At 33.4% G+C, this 4,166-nt stretch carries 4 protein-coding genes; 1 reads left to right on the top strand and 3 read right to left on the bottom strand.

The genetic code is table 11. The annotated features are described in order from the left end of the window. Positions 1–382: 382 nt before the first annotated feature. On the top strand, positions 383–775 hold the full coding sequence (locus ACZQCL_RS07015; protein WP_117571107.1) for an HIT family protein: 393 nt from the start codon (positions 383–385) through the stop codon (positions 773–775). A 5-nt stretch (positions 776–780) separates the two neighbouring features. On the opposite strand, the gene ACZQCL_RS07020 is transcribed toward ACZQCL_RS07015, so the two are convergent. The 3 genes from ACZQCL_RS07020 to ACZQCL_RS07030 all read right to left on the bottom strand — a co-directional run. Next, the gene (locus ACZQCL_RS07020) at positions 781–1,575 is read right to left on the bottom strand and encodes a hypothetical protein (RefSeq protein WP_227993519.1); all 795 of its coding nucleotides are present in this window, start codon (positions 1,573–1,575) and stop codon (positions 781–783) included. Between the two features lie 10 nt (positions 1,576–1,585). After that, positions 1,586–3,559, bottom strand: coding sequence for an ATP-dependent DNA helicase RecG (gene recG, locus ACZQCL_RS07025; protein WP_482482440.1), 1,974 nt, complete (start codon positions 3,557–3,559; stop codon positions 1,586–1,588). Continuing rightward, positions 3,549–4,166 (bottom strand): hypothetical protein (locus tag ACZQCL_RS07030; protein ID WP_482482442.1); only part of this gene is annotated, 618 nt, incomplete at its 5' end. The genes recG and ACZQCL_RS07030, both read right to left, overlap by 11 nt.

Below are 4,166 nucleotides of genomic sequence, written 5' to 3' on the forward strand. Positions count from 1 at the left end.
CAAAACCTCCGCTTAGTTTACATTATAGCATAAAACTAGTTCTCAATATTTATAATTCATGAAAAATCCAAATTTTCCCATTTTTGACACTCGCAAGCACTATCAATTTTGTAAAATGAGTCAAAAAAAACAAAAAAGTGGGGTGAAAATACTACTTTTGTGTTAAATCACATATTTTCCCACACTTTTCACATTTTGTTTGACACAACTTATGGTATACTTCTATAAAGGCAAGGAGTTTGAAGACCTTGCCGGTATGAAATCAGTAAATGGTATTCATACTATTTTCTATCCCCTTATTGAAAAGCCAGACACCCCCTTAGTCTGGCTTTTCATTTTATCTAAAACGATGTATTATTTTTAATAAGGAGGACGTATACTTATGTGTATTTTTTGTATGATCGCTAATGGTGAAATTCCAAGCAATAAAATCTATGAAGACGAAAGTGTTATCGCTTTTCTAGACATCAACCCTACTTCTTATGGACATACGCTTGTTGTCCCAAAAGAACACTGTGATTCTTTTTTAGATTGTCCAGATGAAACACGCAACCATGTATTTGAAGTTGCTAGTAAGCTTGCCAACAAATTGGAACAAACTCTACATTGTGATGGCATCAACATTTTAAGTAATGTACATGAAGCTGCAGGACAAAGTGTTAACCATTTCCATGTTCATTTGATTCCACGTTATAAAGATAACGATAGTGTTACCATTGAATTTCATGAAATTGAAAAACCAGATTTTGAAGAATTAATGAATAAACTAAAATAAAGAAGTCAATTTGATTTGACTTCTTTATTTATTTGTTCAATTTGATATTTTAATGAATATACACGATTTACATATCCACTAAAATCTTTACCATTCCATTCATCTTGCGTTAAATACGCCTTTTCTCCATAAATATTATGCGTATCTATCGAATCTGAATCATTAATATTTGGAATACATACCATGTAATATAAAATTTCTGAGGCATAATTCATTTGTACAATATATACAAATCGATCACTATTATTTTTTTGATTCGATTTTAAATAAGCCGAATAGACAATCTTCATTTTATCAAGTCCAGGCGCCTTATCTTCTTTACCGTCTATAGTATATATAGATTCTTGATTATCTTTTACATAATCTATAGCTGCATCTTTCCCATCCTGAATCAATGCTTTTGGAATGTCCTCTAATGCACTATAACGATTGGCAAGCCCCTTAACCACCACATTGGTTTCAACACTTTTTGGCTGATAATGATATTGATTGGCTAAAGCCTCATCATACGTTGCCGTTACATGAATTGTATCTCCATTTGATAAATCTGTATTCGGACTGACTTCATATTGAACAGAGTTCAAAAAATCCTGTGTTCTTTGATTTAGATCTCCCTGTTTAGCACTTACCGTCACACTCGCGTTTCCATTTTCTCCAACATACGTATATTGCGCATTTGCCATAATATCAATTTCAACATTACGCAAAAAGAAGAAGTAAGCAATCAAAACAAGAATGCATATCATACTTAATAAGCACATAAAATATATAGCTTTATTCTCTATCTTCTGTTTATCCATCGTAAAACTCCTAATCAAAATACTGTGCACTTTCAATAGCCCTTGAAATATACAACAACAAATCCACATCCACTTGATCTTGTATGATTTCTTTCGCATCATGAATACACGTTTCCATCGTGGCCTGGTCTTTTTCAAAATCACCAAACACAAGACAAGGCATACCACTTTGTCTTATCCCTAAAATATCACCTGGACCGCGCATATGCAAATCATAATTGGATACTTCAAAGCCATCCTTTAATTCTTCCATCTTTTTTAAGCGTTCAATAGCCTGAGGATCACTCGATGCCGACAACAAGAAACAATACCCCTGTTTTTTATCACGTGCCACACGTCCTCTAAGCTGATGCAAAGTACTTAAGCCAAAACGATGCGCATCATAAATGACCATCACACTCGCATTGGCCACATCAATTCCAACTTCAATAACTGTTGTAGAAACAAGGATATCCAATTCATGTTTAGAGAACTTCTCCATCGTTTCTTCCTTTTCCTGACTTGTCATTTTTCCATGAAGCAAGCCAATACGTATATCTTTTAATGTCTTTGTCATGCCTTCATAAATTTCAAATACATTACGCATTTTAAATTCATCATTCTCTTCAATGGCAGGACACACGACATAACATTGTCTTCCTTCTTGAATAAATTTCAATACATCTTTTAAAACTGGCGACATACTTGAAGTTTTAAAATACTTTGTGACAACACTCTTTCTTCCTTTAGGCATTGTATGAATCGAACTAATATCCATATCTCCATATAAGAAATGCGCATACGTTCTAGGAATCGGTGTAGCTGACATCATTAGAAAATCAACACACTTGCCTTTTTCTAATAAAGATCTCCTTTGTTTCACACCAAAACGCTGTTGCTCATCCGCAATTACAAGGCCTAATTTATTAAAAATAACATTTTCTTGAAATAAAGCATGTGTCCCTACCACATTTAATATTTCTCCATTCTCAAGTTTCGTTAAAACTTCTTTCTTTTCCTTAGCCGGTAAACTCGAAACATATAAAGTCGCATCTAAGCCTAATTTATGCATATTATCTACATGTTGGCGAGCTAAGATTTCGGTTGGTGCCAACAAAGCCGATTGATACCCAGCTAGCTGATTGGCATACATGCTAATTTGAGCAACAATTGTCTTACCACATCCAACATCTCCTTGAACAAGGCGAAACATGACATTTGTGCTCTTTAAATCATATAGAATATCGTCAATACTAAAAAGCTGATCCTTCGTTAACTCAAAAGGAAGATCTGAAATCCATTTCTTTACTGTTGCCATAGAAAATTTCTTAGCTTTTTTAATTTCCTTCTTTTCATGCATCGACTGCATTACGCATTGAAAACATAGAAACTCTTCATACTTCAATGTACGAATTGCGGCATGCAGCTGCTTTTCATTCTCTGGAAAGTGAATCCATTTATAAGCCGTAGATATATCTAACAACTTATACTTTTCAATATACCTTTGTGGTACTCTTTGAGGCAAAACATCCACATATTTAAGGGCCTCTTTCATAATGGCCTGTATATCGGATTGCTTCAAACCTTCAATCAATGGATATACTGGATGTAAGCCTAATTGTTGATCTAAAGGTTTAAAATTATAAGTAGAAGCTACCACATTATTATTCCCTTGATATTGTCCATAAATTGTAATCGTCTTGCCAAAACCAAATTGAGATGGCCATGGACGATTGAATAAAGTAATGTTTAATTCTTCATTCCACGACATAACTTTAAACTTAGTCATCGAACGATTCTTAGATAAACGAATCACTCTTGCGGTTGAACAAATCAAGCCTTGGAATACAACATTTTCCTTTTCATTCCATTGTGAATAGGGCAATGTTTGAACCGTATCATACCGCAAAGGATAATATTTCAATAGATCCTCAACCGTTAAGATATTCATCTTTACTAAAAGACCAAGTCTTCGACTGGTAATTTTCAATTCATTAATCTGCATCTAAAAGACTTCCTACATAAGAAACATAATTCAATTCAAGAATGCAATAGAAAAAGCCCATTAAAAAATTCACAAACAAATAAGTAAACATAGCTGCAAGACTCGACTTAAAGCTAACTCCCAAGAATAAATACATCATCCAAGACATCATAGGATTACCCATATACATAGATCCAACTAAAATGCTTTGGGCATTAAAGCCTTGTGCTGCACTAAATAAACCTCCAGACATTGTATCAAACACAACAATACAGATTAGTAATGTACAATACCAGTTCAACATGGATTTCTGGTGTTTTTTTAGTGCAAAAGGAATAAATTCCTTTAAGTTTTTATCGTGAATCAATCCATAATAGAAAATCAACTGGAATGGCACCATCATAACTAAGCAGAATGCACTAATAAGTTGTAACACTAACATTAAGCTTGTATTATTTGCGCAAACATTCACTAGATTTGTAAGAATTCCACTCACAATTAAAATATAAATACCTTGTAGCACTAACACTTTCAAAATTGCAGATGCGCAAAAATTTTGTTTCTTCCATATCTTTGTGCAAATAAAATAGAAACCTAAACTTGATAATAAGCTTAATACGACTTCTAG

The sequence above is a fragment of the Holdemanella sp. genome, from assembly GCF_056804935.1.

Coding starts and splice junctions, on each gene's coding strand:
- ACZQCL_RS07015 (WP_117571107.1), top strand. CDS start 383: ATGTGTATTTTTTGTATGATCGCTAATGGTGAAATTCCAAGCAATAAA.
- ACZQCL_RS07020 (WP_227993519.1), bottom strand. CDS start 1,575: ATGGATAAACAGAAGATAGAGAATAAAGCTATATATTTTATGTGCTTA.
- recG (WP_482482440.1), bottom strand. CDS start 3,559: ATGCAGATTAATGAATTGAAAATTACCAGTCGAAGACTTGGTCTTTTA.